We start from the raw sequence: 16,667 nt of genomic DNA, 5'->3' as shown, positions 1-16,667 counted from the left end.
ATGTCCCATGTTCAAAAGCGGCGGAACACGGAAGGAAGGAATTACGCGTGGACGCGATTGCTGATGCGAGCGATACCATAACACAGAGTGTGCCTTGGCAGCGTTCAGCCACTTTGCTCGCCCTCGCTTTTGCTTGTACAGCAGAATATTGGACCACTGCGAGCGTAAGCCTGACGCTCACCGATCTCGGAGGTACTCTGGGGGCTTCCAGCGATGAGGCCAGTTGGGCACTCACGATTTACACGACCGCTTTTGCCGTCGCCATTGCACTCTCCCATCGGTTGTCCGTCTACTTCGGCAATCGGAAGTATCTTGGCACATGCGCTCTCCTTTACGGGCTGGCCTCGATCGCGTGTGCCTTCAGTCCCAATCTGCCAGTGTTTTTGAGCTTTAGAGCCCTGCAAGGCTTTGCCGGAGGTGTGTTTCTTGTTAGGACGTTTGTATTTTTCACGCAGCGCATCGAACCTGAAAGGCGTGCTTCGATGGCAATATCGTTCTTCATTGAAGTCTTTCTCGTAGGTCGTCTCATCCCCTATGTGGCTTCGGGTTGGGTCGCGGACAACATCACCTGGCGGCTCGAGTTCGTTGTTCCGGCGCTTTTCATGTTCGCGGCTGCAGGTCTCTTCTTTACGTTTACAGCCGATCACTGGCGACAAGCGGACAACACAGGCGAGCGAGTGGATGTCGCCGGAATCGTCCTCTTGGCGGTTGGAGCAACAGCCCTTCAAGTTGTTTTGAGCCGAGGAGAGATCGATGATTGGTTTGGCTCACCTTTCATCTGCTACTGCTTCGGTTTAGGAATGGTGGCTAATGCGCTCTTCGTGTTTTGGCAGCTCTCCTCCAAGAATCAATCTCCACTCCTCGACTTGCGCTATATGAAGGAACGCTCTGTATACGCTGGGGGTATTTTGGGACTGGCTTTGGGATTTCTCTTGTCGGGAAGTCTGTATGTGATCCCTCAATATCTCCGAACCGTAGAATCGCACTCTGCTCTTCAAACTGGTGTGCTCCTTGGAGTCAGTTCTGCAGGGGCGGCGATTGCGCTTTGGGCGCTTCAGTATATGCAACCGCTGGTGAAGCGCCTTGGAAGCCGACTCATCTTGGCCATCGCATTCATCACAGCAATGCTTTCCGAGTTTATGTTCGGCCGACTATTGACACCGGATACGCCGGATTACATGCTTTGGATCCCGCTCTTCCTCAATGGTGTCTTCATCGCAGTATCCGTCCCAACACTCGGAGGGGCGGCGTTTGCTTTGGTAGCAGAGCAAGAGACTTCCAGCGCACGAGCCATATTCTATGGCCTTCGGCAGTTTGGAACCTCAATGGGCGTCGCGGTAGCGCTCATTCTGATCGATCGACGATCCCAACTACATTCGGGCCGGTTGCTGGAACGATTCTTCGGTCGGAGCCTGGCCGTGATATCGCAGAGCTCGGAGTTCTCGCCCGAGAGTCTACGCGGTTTGGAAGCGGTCATTAGGAAGCAGAGTCTGGTTTTGTCCTTCGCGGACGTCTTCAACTTTATGGCATTGATCGCAGGATTATCGCTCCTAGCGATACCCCTGCTCCCAAAGCTCAGACCGCTGTCCAAGGGAGCTGCCACAGGGATGACGCCTATGCCCTCTCTCGAAGGGGTGGGTCGCACAGCGGAGAGATAGGGCACTTGTGCCATAGGGCAGAAGCTAGCCTGAGTGCGTTTGCTGTGACGCGCTCGATCTCAGGAATGTGGCGGCGATCGCGGCCGATATCGAGAGCAAACAGCAGAGCAACAACACCCGATGTAGCGATTCCTCGAACGCATCATTCACAAGACTCCGAGCGTTCGGTACAGAGACCACGATTCCGCCAAGATCCTTGCGATGGTCGAATATGTGCTGCTGAACCTCGTGGGGTAGCGAAGACGTTGAGAGGCTACGTTGAAGGTGTTCGGTAAACGATACGGAGAAGACGATTCCGCAGACGGCAATCGCAAGAAGACTAGCAACGCTTGAAACTGCATTGTTGATTCCCGAAGCCGTGCCCGTTCGATCCTGGCTCACGGAGTTCATAACCGTGGTTGTGAGCGGCGCCACCATAACGGCTAGCCCCAAGCCAAGAAAGAGAACACCCGGTAGAATAGTGCCCCAATAGCTCCCATTGGGCTTGAGACGGAGCAATAAGGCGTAGCCGATCGAACTCAGCAGAGATCCCAACCCGAGAGGCAAAGCCTGGCCCATCTTCAGCACGAGACCTCCAGTCCAACGAGACAAGACAGCAATCAAGACCGTCATTGGCACGAGTACACCACCGGCCTGAGCCGCGGTGTAACCCTGAACTTGAATCAGCTGCAGCGGCAAATAGTACAGAGCCCCGCTGAGGGCCGCGTAGGTCAGAAACGTAATTACGTTTGCAAGGCCGAAGGACCTAGAGCGAAACACGTCCAGCGGCATCATAGGAAAATCTGCTTCGCGTTGCCAGAGCACAAAGAGAAATAGAAGGGTGGCACCAAGAGCGAGGAGCAGCGGATGGCGAGATGAAGGATCAGAGCCTTCGACGAGTGCAAATGTGCAGAGACCAAGTCCTGTTGCGGCGAGAAGTGCTCCCAGCCAATCTGGCCTGGTCGAAAGTGGGTTTCGCGATTCCGGCACCTTCGCAAGGCAAACGACAACAACCAAGAGTGCAATAGGGACGTTCAAGAAAAAGATGTATCTCCAAGAAGCATGTTGAATAAGCCAGCCACCGAAGAGTGGTCCAACCGAGGCCGTGACCGCCGTCGATCCCGACCATATGCCTATTGCGTTGCCTCGGCTTTTCTCTGGGAAGGAAGCACTTATCAAGGCCAGGCTTCCTGGAACGAGGAGTGAGCCGCCGATCCCTTGAAGCGCTCGACTGACGATCAAAACCAAGGGGGTAGTTGCGATGCCACACACCATGGACGCAGTCGCAAAGATGACAACGCCGAGCAGAAAGCTCTTTCTTCGTCCGTAGAGGTCGCCGAAGGATCCGCCCAAAAGCAACAGGGAAGACAATGATAGGGCGTAAGCCTCAACAATCCACTGTAGCGACGGGCCGGAGGCATGGAATGCAGACTGCAAGGCTGGGAGTGCGACGTTGATCACGGTGCCATCGATGAACGCCATGCTCGAACCTAAAATTGCAGCTAAGAGTACCCACGCTCCGTTCGTGATCGGCCCTCTGTCGGCATCTCCACTGGCAAGCGGCATTGGAGGGTTCGACGAGAGTTTTGGTAGCTGGGTGAGTCCGTACATCCTATGCGCAACCTCTCTGGGACCTTACCGCGCGTTCAATTGCTCACTATCAAATCGAAACCCGCTTCAGTGAAGGTAAGCGACTAGGGCCGCGTTGCTTCAAACAGGAACCAACCGCGACGTTGTGAATCGTCGATGCAATTTTCCAGCAGACTTGCGGTAGCGAGATCTCCAGCGTCATCGCAGAGGACGTGTACCGCCTGCATCGCAAGGGCCAGAGAGCCTTCGTTGTCACGCAGTTCGCTAAGCATATCGGCCGGTGTCACATAATCGGCATTGTTGTCCGGTATTCTCTGTAGCCGGGCAATCTGACCGACTGATCGGATTGTCGTTCCGCCAAGCTTTCTAACGCGCTCAGCAAGGTCGTCGGTGATGGCAAACAGTTGATCCCCGTGTTCGTCGAGTAGGAGGTGATGGTCGCGGAAATGCGAACCGCTCATGTGCCAATGGAAGTTTTTCGTCTTCAGATAGAGTGTGAACACATCCGCTAGCAGCAGATTGAGCGCGCCGGTAATCTCTTTTACGGATTCCGGATCGAGACCCGACGGGGTGGCGAGCGGTGCCTTTCGGCGCTCCACTACTTCTGCCTTGCTTGCCATAGTCATTTCTCTTCTTTCATGCAGGATGTCTGGACTTAAGAGTTCTTGCGGGTCCGTTGCAGATTGATACTGTGTCGTAGCGTCCGCCTGGAATTGGATCTGACAGATCAAACCCCAGGCGGCTCTTGACTACTTGGCGGCGGTCTTCCTTTTCAAAGCCGCCTTCTCCATGCTTTTTGCAAACTCCGGCGTTTCTTGGGCGTTGTGAGCAGAAGACGAGACATCCTGCGCCTTCTTGGCTACTTCGAACGGAATACCGCTCTTGCCGAGATGATCCCAGTACTCAGGCGTCGTTTTGCCAATGACGTGGTTGGTAAGCTCGCACTTGGTCGCATCAACGGCCTTAACGCTTAGCTCCCAGACGACACCCGACTTGGTGCGACCGCCGGGCCCGATCACGTCGGATGTTGAGAGTAGGCGAACGTGGTGAGGCTCACCGATGTCTTCGACGTAATGCTGCACCATCAGATTTCCTCCGATCGTCTCAACGTTCAAGGACATCCGGCGGCCATCGTCGCTGGTGGTAAAACCGGCAGCGATGTGCGCCGGCGAACAACGCTGATATTCTGCGTCCGGAAGAGTGAAGACCCAATCGGCGATGTCCACGAACTCGATTGGCGCATTGATGATGGCAGTAGAGGTTGATTCAGTGATGATTGTTTCGGACACAATATTCTCCTGATGAGGCTTGTTGAAGAAGCACAGTTTACGTAGGGGGCGGAACAATCGTCGTTTTGTGCCCTACGCGAGAGAACGGCTCGATAGTGTTACTTCGTCCCGTTCGCAGCCCGCTCGATGACTTCGGCGACGTCCTTTGGATGAGCGAGTATGACAAGGTGCGACGAGCCGACTGAGGTTACATGAGCTCCGCTTCGCTGAGCCATGGCCTGCTGAGCCTGGAACGGCAGAACGCGATCATTCAAGGTGATCAGCGTCCAAGAGGGCTTTGCCTTCCAAGCCACTTCGGTCACAGGCGCGCCGAGAGCGTTGGGTGCCGAAGCCGGCACTTGCGTCGCGAAGAGAACGGCCTTATCGGTGGTGGAAAGCTCCTCAGCGAAGTCTTCATCGATCCCCTGCTTCGAGATCTTTGTGAATCCGGTGCTATCAGGAACGATCTGCGCCAGTGCCGGCGGTTGTACCGGAGACGACTTCGCGAGAGAGAAGACAGATTCACCGGCATCAGGAGCGAACGCGGCAATGTAAACGAGACCCTTGACCTTGGGATCGCTGCCAGCTTGCGTGATCACGACGCCGCCATAAGAATGTCCAACAAGAATGACTGGTGCATCGATCAGGGCGAGAGCGCGATTGGTGGCAGCGACATCGTCCGCCAGCGAGGTGAGAGGAATCTGCACCGAGACAACATGCAGGCCCTTTGCTTCAAGGAGCGGAATGACCTTCGACCAGCTTGAGCCGTCTACCCATGCTCCATGGACGAGCACGACGTTTTTCACTGGCTCAGGCGCTGAGGTCTGAGCCACCGCGGAAGATCCCGCCGTCGACGCAGCCAAACCGGCTGCGAGAACGGCACTCTGAAGATTGCGAGAAATAGACATTGTTCGGTTCCTTTCAGTTAGAAGTTCCAGGGCTCGACACCTGCAAGTGGGCACGTCTGAAACGAATTGAGGTTGACTCTCGATGGTGAAGGGCGGGTCGATGTGGGCGACCATACCGACCCACCCGGTTATGCTTTCGCAGTGGCCTTCAACCCATCGAGAAATTCTGCCGTCGTCAGTTCGCTGTGCGCGAAGAGTTTTGCATTTACGCGGGCAGCGACCATACCCTCTGGATTGAAGGCGGCCGTCGCATCCTTGATGAGGGTGACGTGATACCCCAGCTCCATGCCCATGCGAGCGCTGGCTTCGACGCAGGAATTTGCAATGAAACCAACGAAGATCAGCTTCTTCATGCCGTGCTGCTTCAGCTGCGCATCGAGATCCGTGTTGGCAAAGCCGTTCTGCGCCCAGTGCTCCAACGCAACTACGTCACCTGGCTGAGGGCCGAACTCCGGGTGAAACTCTCCTCCCCACGCGCCATCCTGAAAGCATTCCTTGCGCTTGGTTTCACCTTGAGTGGGGTTGATTGCTGCCCAATCGTCGAAGTCTGTAGGCCGGGTCCGGTGGTGCGGAACGATGAATACTTTGATACCGGCAGCACGAACCACAGGGATCAGTTTGCGCATATTCTCGTAGAAACCTACCGAGTCAGCTTGGGGTTTGGTGATGTCGTAGAGCTTTCCGCCGTCGGACATGAAGTCGTTGTACGGATCGACAATCAGCAGTGCGGTTGATTCTTTTTCATAGAAAGACATGTTAGTGTTCCTCCAGTGTTGTCACTTCAGAAAATGAAGACACTCCAGTTGATGTGCGGCTGACGGAAAGGTTGCGGTGCAAATTTAGATTTTTCATGAACTTTGCTCAACAGACCATAGAATGGGCGTGGATCTCCCGACGCCGCTCACCCTCCTCTAGGGGAGCGCTTTCGGTGTACGCCCTCTCCCGCAGCATGCGGAATAATTGAAAGATAGTTCGCGAAGCCAAAAACTGAAAACTCCTTAAGGACCTTTTCGCATACCCCTTTCGAAGGGGTTATTCGCTGCCTACTAGAGGTCCGTTTCTTCGGAGGCCCCAGAAATGGGAAGTCGAAGCGACGATGCTCACTTCTACAGAGCCGTAACCGGTTTGCGTCGCCGACTCAACGGGTAAGCGACCGCGCCCGAGCCTACGAGCTCGACTTCGCAACAGGAACTTTGCCGGCTTCAAACCTTCATGTCGGGAGAGACCCTTTGTCGTGCTGGTCGAAACGCATCACTTGGGGGGCAGCACTACGCGTCGTCGACCATAGATGATGGCGTCTAGCGAGAATGCGCCGGCACCGAGCAAAGCGACTGCGAACAGCATCGCGAACACCAGCCATAGGTCCGCCTCAAGTTGAACCGCGTCTATGACCACACACGTTCCTCCGGCAACAGCCCCGAAGATCGCGACGTAAGGTGTCAGGAGCCCGAGTGCCAATAGAGTCGCAACAGCTATTGATGTCAAATGGAAGAGAACCGCGGGACAACACTCAGGTGACCGAATCAGCAGAAATGCCGACAGGGACAGTCGCAAAATGAGGAGAGCCACACCAGGCTTTCCGTCTGGGAACGTGGTGAATAATCGTTGCACACTCTAAGGTTAGAGACCTGCTGAGAGCAAGCAAAGGCTCAAGAGGGCAGAACGATTAGTCCTTTCGAGGGAGGTCGTGGATCGTCAAGAGGCGTAAACTCAACGCGTCGCCCGACTCCTGAAAGAGAGGTACACATGCCCACTCAAGAAGCAGATCCCAAGCCCATTACAGTTTTGACGGCGGATGATCACGCCCTTGTCCGTGATGGCATAAAGTTCTCCGTCGAAGCAGAATCCGATATGGTCATCGTGGCCGAGGCAACCAATGGTCAAGAGGCAGTCGACCTGTTCCTTCTTCATCAGCCTGACGTAACGCTGATGGACTTGCAAATGCCAAAGATGAGCGGTCTCGACGCGCTGATAGCAATTCGTAACAGGTGCCCCACAGCGAAGGTCATTGTTATCACGACCTATGTGGGTGATGTTCAAGCATCTCGTGCGCTGAAGGCTGGAGCCGCTGGATATCTTCTAAAGGGAACAATGCGAACAGAACTGGCGGAAACGATACGTCGAGTTCATGCCGGCCAACGCCGAATCGCTTATGAAGTGTCCGCCGCACTTGCGGACCACGCCTCCTCCGACGCTTTGTCCCCGCGAGAGATCGAGGTACTCCGGCACGCTGCTGCAGGAAGCTCGAATAAGCGAATAGGGGTTGGTCTCGGCATTACCGAAGAAACAGTCAAGGGCCACATGCGCAGCATTCTCTCGAAACTTCAAGCCAATGATAGAACTCATGCTGTGACGATCGGACTGAATCGCGGCTTTCTCGACAAATAGTACCGGTCGCTTTTACGTGAGGGGGACCGGGAGCGGCATGCCGGTCTGAGTTCATTTAGCCGACGAACTCCCCACCGCCGAAAGGAGAGGGTTCTGGAGTTACATCTCGAGGGATGTAGCCGTCGTTCGAATTGCAAAGACCGCTTGGCAGGCTTTCTCACGACACTATCAGGCCAATGCGCTAACCCTCACCTATGTACTCTGCGGGCATTCTGACGGCTGACGGTCCGTCTCTCAGCCCGCTCACAGGTGCTCTGTGGAGTTGCATCATTGTTGCTTGCTTTCTGCCCCGAGACCAGTATCCCCGTTCTCTGGAATGGGATCTTCTCCGGCATCTTGCCAGGGCGCATATGAGATTCATCAGACCGCGATGGTCGCCTTTCGCCTGAACTCTATCAGCCTCTTTGTTTCCAGGCGCACTCTGCTGGCGGCCGCTCATTTGACGTCTGCGCGTCGTTATGGCGACCTCCGGGAATGACAAAATGCAAATTTTTATCTCACCCCTTCCGATCAGGTCTATGATGACCGTAGACGCTTCATATTTGGAAGGCACTATGAAAAGTGGTCAGGGCTTTTTTCAAAGAGTGTGCCGGGCTGTGGCGGCAATCTTGGCGGTCGCTGGGGTCGCACTCATGGCCTTTTGTGAGAACGCCGACGCTTTGGCCCCTGAAAAGCGTGTTTCGCAATACATCCACACTGCGTGGCGGTTATCTGAGGCAACGTTGCTAGGAATTCCAACCGCCATCACACAGACGACAGATGGCTATCTATGGATAGGCACATCAGGCGGCTTACAGCGCTTCGATGGGGTACGATTTGTCGATTGGAAGCCTCCTGTCGGCGTTCACTTTGACTCCAATGTCAAGTCATTGCTGGGGTCGAGTGACGGGAGCTTATGGATTGGGACTCGTTCAGGGCTCGCTCGGTGGAAAAGCGGCTATTTCCAGGAGTTTCCTGAATGTTCAGGTCTTATAACGGCCATTCGAGAGGCTTCCGACGGAAGGATATGGGTTACAAGGATTCATGTTGCAAACAAGCGCAGCCCGTTGTGTTCCATTAACGGCGACTCGGTCAAAGTAGAGGAGAAGGACGTCGCCAAACTTTTTCCCCTCGCCTTCGCACTGACCTTAGACCAAGCAGGCAATGTTTGGGTGGCGGGACCCGAAATTATGAGGGTCAGTCATGGTCAGAATGCCACGTTTCGACCCGATTCGTTGAAAACTGACACGGGGGTCCGAGTCATTGGGGCCATCGAAGCCGCCGGCGCCGATCACCTGATCGTCGGGATGAGCATTCGGGGCAAGGGCCTTGGTCTATTACAACTGATAAGCGGCAAATGGAGTTCGTTCCCACTGCAAGGTATCGATCCTGAGACCCTGGATGTTTCCGCACTGCACTACGACCGCGACGGAGCGCTGTGGATAGGAACTCTGAGCCAAGGACTATTCCACGTTTACAACGGTCACTCGGATCATTTCGACACGACAGGGGGCCTCTCCGCTAACGAGGTTGACGAAATTGACGAGGATCGCGAAGGCAACATATGGATCACCACGGCCAAAGGCGTCGACAGGTTTCGTAGCAGCCGCGTCACCCAATTTTCTTCCGGTGAAGGCTTGATCTCGGATACCCCAACCTCTGTGGCCGCTTCACGTGACGGGGCTGTGTGGGTCGGCGAGGTCGGTGGACTGAGCCGAATTGACGGTGGACAAGTCACCCGGATTGGGCGGCAAGAGGGGTTTCCTGGCGCCCAGGTCATCTCCCTTCATGAGGATGAGACTGGCCTTCTCTGGCTTGGCATTGACAGGTCCCTCTACACGTACAGGAACGGCCGGTTCTCCCTGGTTCAGAACGGTGATGACAATTCACTTGGCTCGATAGTGCAGATTGTCGAGGACGTTGGTGGCAACATGTGGCTTTTGAAGGCCGGGCCGGAAACACTAGTGACTAGTATCGCCAAAGACCACCTAATGAAAACTTACAAAATTGGCGACGCACCAAGCTTCACCGATATTCTTGCCGCAAACGCAGCGGGCGGCCTCATGATCGGCATGAGGGGTGGTGACATCAGCCGCATTATCAATGGGAACGTTCAGAATTATCGCGCTCCAAAAGATCAATTAGCGTTCAACGGGATTCTAACGAATTCGGACGGGTCAGTTTGGGGTGCTAATGACGATGGAATCGTTTTGTCGAAAAACGGTCAGTTGCGGAAGATCTCAGCGGAGAACGGATTACCTTGTAGGCGTATCTATTCGATCATCAGGGATCGTAAGGGCTCTATCTGGGGCGCAGCGGAATGCGGAGTCTTCCATTTCGCTGAGAAGGACCTGGAAGCGGTTGCGATGGGCCAGCAAAAGACAATGCGGGTGGGGTTGTTGGATCAAAGCGATGGATTCATTACCGGCTCTGGCTCATTTAGGGGAAACCTTGCGTTGTCTAACGATGGGCGCTTGTGGTTCATCAGTGGATCGTCAGTTCAAATGGTGGATCCAAACGATAAGGTTTTGAACGCTCTACCTCCACCTGTCCATGTTGAGCAGGTGATTGCGGATGACAAAACCTTTCCATTGGCGCCCCGCATGGTCTTGAAACCGCTTACGCGCCAGATCGAGATCGACTATACAGCCCTTAGCTTGGTCGCCCCGCAGCGTGTTAACTTTCGCTATCGATTGGACGGAGTAGACCAGCAATGGCACGCCGCAGGGACCCGTCGTCAAGCGTTCTACGAAAATCTCCCGCCAGGGAATTTTCGCTTTCATGTCATCGCGAGTAATAACGACGGTTTGTGGAACGAGGTGGGCGATTCTTTCGAATTGGTGGTCAAGCCAGCCTTCTACCAAACGATCTGGTTTCGCACCCTGTTTGTCGCCGCCGTTTTTATCGGAATCTGGCTCTTCATCGTCACACGGGTCCGCAAAGCAACGGAAGCCATCCAGTCTCGACTCGCCGAAAGAATACGTGAACGAGAACGGATTGCGAGAGAGCTTCACGATACCCTCTTACAAGGGTTTCATGGCCTGATACTCCGGTTTCAAGTCGCGGCAAAGCTCACTCCGGATGCACAGCCGGCTCATCCGATACTGAATGATGCGCTTGACCGAGCAGACGTTCTCATGACTCAGAGCCGAGAGCGCATACGGAACCTGCGCTATGAAGCTGAAAATATCGTTCCTCTTCCGGAAGCCCTTGCTTCGCTCGGTGAGGAACTTACTAATATCGCTCCACTGCACTTCACGGTGACCGTAGCTGGCACATCAAGAGACATCGTTCCCGTCCTCCGCGACGAAGTCTATTTCATCGGAAGAGAAGCTTTGGTGAACGCTTTCACACATAGCCAAGGCACCACTGTCGAGCTCGATATCGATTTCGAAGAGACCGGTCTGCGTATGAGAGTCCGCGACGACGGGCGGGGTCTCAGCAAACAGGTATTGCGCTCGCGGGGAATAGAGGGACACTGGGGTCTTTCGGGTATGCATGAAAGAGCGGAGAACATAGGCGCTCGCTTAAACATCTGGAATCGAGCCGGTTCTGGATGCGAACTTGAGTTGAAGGTTCCAGCCAACTTGGTTTATCAGCGCTCACAGTTGCGGTCTCACTGGCATCGTATTCGCTCGCTTATAGGGTTTGTAACACCTGTTTAGGAACGAACGGCCTGTCGCCAAGCTGCTGTAGTTCTAGGTTCCGAGGAGTGGATACCGCCTCCGAACAACATTCTGCTAACGGCGGTCCCGGATGCGGGGCCCTCTCTTCTTTCGATTTTCAATTCGAAAAGGTGCCGACAACTTGGCTTTTCGGTAGTGGTCTGCCTTGAGGCCAGGCGACGAGTTTCGTAACAGCCTCGGAACGTCTTCTGCCGCGCAGCCGGCGAGCGGAGGCCGGAGAGGAAGCGGGATGAGAGTCCGAGAGAAAGCAAAGCGGGTTCTCTCGGCGCGGCGCGGAAGCGCCGGTGCCGTTCCAGCAGAAAGCCCCGGACGAATCCGGGGCTGAGAGAGCAAGGGGGCGTTGCCGCCCCCGATGCTGTTAAGCCACTTTCTGTTTCTTGACGGCGCTCTTTTTCGGAGGAGCCTTGACGGTCATTGGCGTCTCCTCGGATTTGCTGGTCTTCTTCGGTTTGGAAGCCTTCAGCTGCGGTGGAGCAAATGCAGCCTCGGCCTCGGAGAGTGGGTCGGGTTCGTTTTCCATGGGAATGCCGACGTGATCGGTGAGCGCGAGGCGCAGGGCGAAGCCGGTTAGCTTCTCATCTGCGGTGTTGTCGAGTGCGGCGAGTACGATTTCCTCGTCGGTCTGCTGAGCGTTTTCATCGTTCCCAGCGAAGTGGCTGGCCACCTCCTCCAGGAAGCTGTAGGGGTCGATGTGGACGAGCAAGCGGAGAAAGATACGAAGCTGCGCGGCGGTGAACATAGCCGGAGCCTTGTCGAGGATGCGCTCGAAGGTCGCGGTGCGGGCTTTGCTCAACTTCTCCCGGCGCTTCTGTTCGGCCTCATACTCTTTCTGCTGGCGTTCGTACTCGGTTTTGCGTTCCTCATCGCGGCGCTGTTGTTCGACTTCATGCTCCGTGCGGCGCTGCTCATATTCCGCTTCGCGCTGTTCGGCCTCTTCTTCCGTTTCCTCCTCGGTTGCTGGCTCCATGACAGGGGCCGGGTTGTCGGCTTCCTGCTTGGCGAGACGGGCGACGGTGGCGGGGTCATGTACCGGGCAGTGGTCATCGGTGCAAACGGTGATGGTCTTTCCGGCATGGCGTCCAAAGACGATCAGTGCGGATTTGGTGTTGGGGCATGGCGGCTCGGCGTCCGGATTGTCGGGCGTATCGAGTTCGCGGTAGGAGTGCTTGGGGAGAATGCCGGGGCGTTGTTCTTTGGCAGGTCGCCACGTCGTCTCGATCTGGACGAGTTGCGGACGCGTCGCAAGCTCCCGGTCGATATAGGCTGCGACTTTGCTTTGATAGCAGAGCCCGTCTAGGCACTGGTCACCCTGAACGTCGGCGAAGAGTGATGTGTTGAATCCGCTGCGGCGGGGGCAGGTCGCGCAAGCTCCGGCAGCGGGGTTGAGACCGATGTCTTCGAGGTCGAACGGAGCATCGGCAAGGGCAAGATAGAGGTTGGTTTCGATCCAAGCGGTTACATGTTTGGCTGGTAGCAGATGCGGCTCTTTGTCGTTCCAGTCCTTGCGCCAGCACTGCTCGAAGGCAGCGGCTTGATGCTCTTGCGGCAGACGGGCGATGAGGTTGGCATGGCTGGCGGTGATGCGTTCTTCGACGAATGCCTGGGCAACGTCGGGGATGAGTTGCAACAGGGAGAGACGAGCGTAGATGTGCGATGCACTCTTGTTCGACTTCAGGACAAGCGCAGCCACGTCGTAACCGGGCATGTCGAGCAAGCGTTGGAAGCCCCGCGCCTCTTCGTAAGGATGCACGTCCAAACGTTGAGAATCCAATCCAACCGGCTCCCCAACCGAGCACTCCGGCACCAAATAGCGCGCCGAAGAGTCCGGGTATGGCGTCTTGAAAGCGTCCACTCATCATGCGGATTCCGGCGAAGATAAGCCCGCCGAAGCAAATGACAGCACCCGCATATATCGCGAATGTTTTAAAACTGCCCATCAGGGTTTGTGCGCCTGAGAAGTCCATCGTCCCTTGCGCATGGGCAACGCCGGCGAATGTGAGCGCGACCAGAGTCGGACCCATCATGCGCGCTGCGTGGAGTAGTTTTCGTTTGGAGAAGGGCTGCGCCAATCGCTTGGCAAGGTGGGCTGTGTTGCTCGGGATAACGACACGGTATCTACTGGACATCGGCTCCTCCATCGACTGGTCTCAGTCGGGAATATGCCCTGATGATTAGGCTCGCGCTTGGCTCGCGTCTAATACGTAATAGTTATCGGGTGATAGCTCCGAAGTATCACCTCGGTCTATCTCCCACCAATGCTTCAACTTCTACCCGATGAGCGTCATCTGTACGGGCTCATCTTTTGCGCGTTGGGGAGGACGTTTTCCGGTTGCGATGGAGGTGTGTACCGGGATGGATACCTTGTTTGGTGCCGTCTCTTTGCCATGCTGAGGAAGTTGCTTCATGAGCCGCTTGACCAGAATCGGAACGGTCTTCGGATGACGTACCTTGTGATAGATCAGGGCTGTATCCACGGTCCAATCCACGCCGGCAATCGGGCGGGTCGTTAGCTCTCCATCAAGATTTGTTCCCTCCCGGATCAACGCGAAGCCGTGCCCACCTTTGACGAGAGTCTGCATCTCGGAGGGGTGCGAGGCACACGAGTGTTCTTCAAGCCGCACACCGGCGTCTCCGAGCAGTTCCAGCAGCCGCGCGTGAGCATCGGGGTGTCGCTGCGGGTGATACAGGACGGCAAGATTGCCCTGCAACTCAGCGGTCTGCAAAGAGGCCTTCGCCGCGAGCGGATCGTCTCGTCGCAAGCAGGCAACCAGCCGGTCTCGGCGCAGTTCTTCAATGCGTAGGTCTGGATGCCGCAAGGGCAGCGTCACAAAGGCGGCGTCGACCGTTCCCGACACAACCTCTTCCGCGAGGTGCGCGGTGTCTCCGTGCGTTGGCCGTACAGGACATACGGGAAGGATCTCTTTGTGCAGATCGCAGAAGGTTCGAAACAAGCCCTGGTCAACCAGAGGAGTGCATCCGAACCGAACGGAGTCAACCTCACCGCGCTCAATCGCTATGAGCGCATCGATGACTTCATCGCGTGTCTCCAGCAGGAACTTGGCTAATACCTTGAATGCAACTCCAGTGTCCGTGGGCCGAATACGCCCGCCCTTCATCTTGCGAAAGAGTCGAACCGAAGCGTTCTCCTGGAATTGTCGGGCTTGAACGCTGAGATTGGGTTGCGCGGTACGCAACTCCTCCGCAGCAGCTCGGAATCCCTGTCTCTCCAGGATCGTCAGCAAATATTTGAAATGGCGAAGCTCGGCCCATTCATACATTACGCACCGCTCGACAAGAAGTAGTAGCGCTCTCGACTCAACTCCGAACGAGCGGGTTAACCGCATCTCCGCCTGTGGAAATTCTGTCAATCTGAGTCCCGGTTATCAACAGAAAAGTCGATTTTGGCCATAATTACTCCACGCGGCGAGATGCCTCTTTTCGACGAAGTTGCCCCGAGGTGATACGTGAAACGTATCACCCGATAAATGAAAAGTATTAGACAAGCCTCTTCTGTAGAGAGAGGCTATGCCTGCGATCGACTTGGGAATTTCTCAGAGGTGCGCAGATATGTTTCATGAAAAACCCGTCGAAATGTTGTCAAATAGACGTATTGTCCGGCGGCTCCTGAACGTCGGAGAGACAGCCTCGTACCTGGGAGTCAAGGTAGACACCGTCTACAAGTGGTCCAGGATGGGGGTGCTCTCCAAGGTCAAGCTCGGTGGTGCGTTGCGATTCGATGTGAATGTACTTGATCAGTTCATCGAACAACACTCAACCAAAGCCATTGACTACTAAGGAGACGCATTATGTCAGTTCACAAGAAAGCAGAAGGTCTATTTGAAGTTCGCTGGAGACAAGGAGGTCGACAGAAAAGCGTAAGAGTTCGCAGTTTCGACGTCGCGAAGAAGGTGCAGCACAAGAAGCTGACGACCCGAGACGAGAACAGGCATCTCGACGTGAGGAAGGAGATTAATTACAAGATGTCCGATTTGATCGATCGTTACTGGACGCACTACGGAAGCAGGAAAGCTTCGGCAGATCGCGAGAAGAGCATCGTGGAAGGGATTCGATCCGAACTGGGTCGGAAGTTCGTACGCGAGGTTGACGGCATCGCCGTTCAACATTGGTACGAGAACCTTACCGGTAAGCGCGGTCTGGCGGATAACACTGCCGTGCGTCACTTCAACGTCATGCACCACATGATGGAGAAGGCTTCGACCATCTGGGCTCCGGAGACCGGCATCGACCGGAATCCTGCCGCTTTGATCGAAGTGAGACGTCCAGACGATTCAAGGGAGCGCTACCTCTCGGAAGACGAACTCCAGCGGATGAAGACTGCCTTGGACGAACGCATCCTCCGAAAGGGAACCAAAGACCCTAATCAGACGAATCGCAGGATGAGACTCATTGTGTTGATCGCCGTATCAACCGGGATGCGCTCAGCCGAGATTCACCGGATCCGTTGGTCCGACGTGAGGTATGGCGAAGGATTGCTGGCGGTTCGGGCAAAGCTGAAGAAGGGCAAGGAGCGTTTCGTTCCGATGACCTCAGAGCTGGCCGAAGAGATTCGGCGGTATCCGGCAGTAATCGGACAGGATCGAATCTTTCCTCCGAAGGGTGGACCAACCAGCAAGCGTCAGAGGCTGGAAGGAAGTTTTGAGGACTTGCTCGAAAGAGCGAACATCCATGACTTCTGGTTCCACGACCTGCGTCACACCTTTGCATCGTGGTACATGATGAACGGGGGTGACCTCTACGAATTGGCGAAGCTTATGGGCCACGCCAATATCAAGATGACCGAGCGTTACGCCAAGCTGGGACGTGCCCACATCACCAAGACTGGAACCACAGCGAAGGTGATCTGGACCATGATGGACAAGAATAAGCCAGAGCAAGAAGAAGCCTGCGACACGGCGAACATCGCATGATGTTCGCGTATTGTTCGCGCGACTAAAACACCAACTCTTTGGTTGCCGCTAAGTTGTTTAGAAGGTGGTGGCCAGAGACGGGATCGAACCGCCGACGCCGGCCTTTTCAGGGCCGCGCTCTACCACTGAGCTATCTGGCCTTGGCATGCGCGCCTGTTATCGGGGATCGCCAAGAACCGCCGTGCGCTAATGCTACATCAGTCGGCCCGGCTTTTCACGGAGCCCATTGCCGGTGGAGACGCCAGCAACGCAAACGCATTCTAAGTATAGCAATCCCGAGCCA

12 protein-coding genes, 1 tRNA gene and 1 pseudogene are annotated in these 16,667 nt (G+C 55.4%); 5 read left to right on the top strand and 9 right to left on the bottom strand.

The window, feature by feature from the left end:
* Positions 1 to 47 precede the first annotated feature (47 nt).
* Entirely contained in the window at positions 48 to 1,658 is a 1,611-nt protein-coding gene (locus HDF08_RS00150; RefSeq protein ID WP_179636443.1) for an MFS transporter, read from the top strand.
* 24 nt (positions 1,659 to 1,682) lie between these two features.
* Here HDF08_RS00150 and HDF08_RS00145 read toward each other — a convergent pair whose 3' ends face one another.
* From HDF08_RS00145 to HDF08_RS00125, 5 genes are all read right to left on the bottom strand, one after another.
* A complete protein-coding gene (locus tag HDF08_RS00145; RefSeq protein WP_179636442.1) occupies positions 1,683 to 3,203 on the bottom strand; it encodes an MFS transporter in 1,521 nt (506 codons plus the stop codon).
* 128 nt (positions 3,204 to 3,331) lie between these two features.
* Positions 3,332 to 3,847, bottom strand: a complete 516-nt coding sequence (locus HDF08_RS00140) for a Dps family protein (RefSeq protein ID WP_179636441.1) — start codon at positions 3,845 to 3,847, stop codon at positions 3,332 to 3,334.
* A gap of 129 nt (positions 3,848 to 3,976) precedes the next feature.
* Positions 3,977 to 4,516 carry a hypothetical protein gene (locus HDF08_RS00135; RefSeq protein ID WP_179636440.1) on the bottom strand — a complete coding sequence of 180 codons (540 nt, stop codon included), beginning with the start codon at positions 4,514 to 4,516 and terminating at the stop codon, positions 3,977 to 3,979.
* A 98-nt stretch (positions 4,517 to 4,614) separates the two neighbouring features.
* On the bottom strand, positions 4,615 to 5,403 hold the full coding sequence (locus tag HDF08_RS00130) for an alpha/beta hydrolase (protein ID WP_179636439.1): 789 nt from the start codon (positions 5,401 to 5,403) through the stop codon (positions 4,615 to 4,617).
* A gap of 128 nt (positions 5,404 to 5,531) precedes the next feature.
* Positions 5,532 to 6,158 (bottom strand): cysteine hydrolase family protein, encoded by a 627-nt coding sequence (locus HDF08_RS00125; protein WP_179636438.1) that lies wholly within the window; start codon positions 6,156 to 6,158, stop codon positions 5,532 to 5,534.
* Positions 6,159 to 7,149: 991 nt separating this feature from the next.
* Between HDF08_RS00125 and HDF08_RS00120 the strand changes: the two genes are divergently transcribed.
* Positions 7,150 to 7,791: a response regulator transcription factor gene (locus tag HDF08_RS00120; RefSeq protein WP_179636437.1), complete on the top strand. Its 642-nt coding sequence runs from the start codon at positions 7,150 to 7,152 to the stop codon at positions 7,789 to 7,791.
* Positions 7,792 to 8,345: 554 nt separating this feature from the next.
* Positions 8,346 to 11,435, top strand: a complete 3,090-nt coding sequence (locus tag HDF08_RS00115) for a sensor histidine kinase (RefSeq protein ID WP_179636436.1) — start codon at positions 8,346 to 8,348, stop codon at positions 11,433 to 11,435.
* A 379-nt stretch (positions 11,436 to 11,814) separates the two neighbouring features.
* Here HDF08_RS00115 and HDF08_RS00110 read toward each other — a convergent pair whose 3' ends face one another.
* The 3 genes and pseudogenes from HDF08_RS00110 to HDF08_RS00105 form a co-directional block, all read right to left on the bottom strand.
* On the bottom strand, positions 11,815 to 13,227 hold the full coding sequence (locus HDF08_RS00110; protein ID WP_179636435.1) for a chromosome partitioning protein ParB: 1,413 nt from the start codon (positions 13,225 to 13,227) through the stop codon (positions 11,815 to 11,817).
* Positions 13,214 to 13,582: pseudogene (locus tag HDF08_RS21510) on the bottom strand (hypothetical protein); the annotation flags it as partial. The gene HDF08_RS00110 and the pseudogene HDF08_RS21510, both read right to left, overlap by 14 nt.
* Positions 13,583 to 13,723: 141 nt before the next feature.
* Positions 13,724 to 14,734, bottom strand: coding sequence for a LysR family transcriptional regulator (locus HDF08_RS00105; RefSeq protein ID WP_179636434.1), 1,011 nt, complete (start codon positions 14,732 to 14,734; stop codon positions 13,724 to 13,726).
* Positions 14,735 to 14,981: 247 nt separating this feature from the next.
* Between HDF08_RS00105 and HDF08_RS00100 the strand changes: the two genes are divergently transcribed.
* A complete protein-coding gene (locus tag HDF08_RS00100) occupies positions 14,982 to 15,251 on the top strand; it encodes a helix-turn-helix domain-containing protein (RefSeq protein WP_179636433.1) in 270 nt (89 codons plus the stop codon).
* A gap of 185 nt (positions 15,252 to 15,436) precedes the next feature.
* Complete coding sequence (locus HDF08_RS00095) at positions 15,437 to 16,384, top strand: tyrosine-type recombinase/integrase (RefSeq protein ID WP_179636432.1); 948 nt, start codon at positions 15,437 to 15,439, stop codon at positions 16,382 to 16,384.
* 65 nt (positions 16,385 to 16,449) lie between these two features.
* Here HDF08_RS00095 and HDF08_RS00090 read toward each other — a convergent pair.
* A tRNA-Phe gene (locus tag HDF08_RS00090) sits at positions 16,450 to 16,524 on the bottom strand.
* Positions 16,525 to 16,667 lie beyond the last annotated feature (143 nt).

The sequence above is a fragment of the Tunturiibacter empetritectus genome (assembly GCF_013410875.1).
GTDB lineage: Bacteria > Acidobacteriota > Terriglobia > Terriglobales > Acidobacteriaceae > Edaphobacter > Edaphobacter empetritectus.
The sequence above is the reverse complement of the archived record's forward strand: the minus strand, read 5'-3'. Positions and strand labels throughout refer to the sequence as shown.

Excerpts from the sequence above, each read along its gene's own strand:
- HDF08_RS00125 (WP_179636438.1), bottom strand. The coding sequence starts at position 6,158 with ATGTCTTTCTATGAAAAAGAATCAACCGCACTGCTGATTGTCGATCCG.
- HDF08_RS00105 (WP_179636434.1), bottom strand. The coding sequence starts at position 14,734 with ATGTATGAATGGGCCGAGCTTCGCCATTTCAAATATTTGCTGACGATC.
- HDF08_RS00095 (WP_179636432.1), top strand. The coding sequence starts at position 15,437 with ATGTCCGATTTGATCGATCGTTACTGGACGCACTACGGAAGCAGGAAA.
- HDF08_RS00130 (WP_179636439.1), bottom strand. The coding sequence starts at position 5,403 with ATGTCTATTTCTCGCAATCTTCAGAGTGCCGTTCTCGCAGCCGGTTTG.
- HDF08_RS00140 (WP_179636441.1), bottom strand. The coding sequence starts at position 3,847 with ATGGCAAGCAAGGCAGAAGTAGTGGAGCGCCGAAAGGCACCGCTCGCC.
- HDF08_RS00120 (WP_179636437.1), top strand. The coding sequence starts at position 7,150 with ATGCCCACTCAAGAAGCAGATCCCAAGCCCATTACAGTTTTGACGGCG.
- HDF08_RS00145 (WP_179636442.1), bottom strand. The coding sequence starts at position 3,203 with ATGCCGCTTGCCAGTGGAGATGCCGACAGAGGGCCGATCACGAACGGA.
- HDF08_RS00100 (WP_179636433.1), top strand. The coding sequence starts at position 14,982 with ATGCCTGCGATCGACTTGGGAATTTCTCAGAGGTGCGCAGATATGTTT.
- HDF08_RS00115 (WP_179636436.1), top strand. The coding sequence starts at position 8,346 with ATGAAAAGTGGTCAGGGCTTTTTTCAAAGAGTGTGCCGGGCTGTGGCG.